Genomic DNA, 268 nt, shown 5'->3' on the forward strand with positions numbered 1-268 from the left:
TGGGCTCAACGTCCGATCACGTGTACGCCGAACACAACCCATTTGAGGATATGGCGCGGGTAGAGGGCGCGGGCGATCTATTCAACGGTGGTATTCCACAGTACACAAGTGTTCGGGACCAAGATACAAATGTGGATGCTATTCGCAGTTCCCGGGTGCATGAAGGTGATCCGTTTGCCAACTGGATTGATGTGGTGGGGCCCGATGGTACGGTAACCGGTAGCATCGCGGGTCCGGACCCGGACGAGACCCAGACACGCAACAAGGG

1 protein-coding gene is annotated in these 268 nt (G+C 57.1%); it reads left to right on the plus strand.

The annotated features are described in order from the left end of the window. Positions 1-50: 50 nt before the first annotated feature. Positions 51-268: hypothetical protein (locus AC1RPV_RS07905; RefSeq protein ID WP_481764220.1), on the plus strand; the 218-nt coding region annotated here is incomplete at its 3' end.

The organism is Dellaglioa sp. CoH-55-MRSF-9, assembly GCF_056782155.1.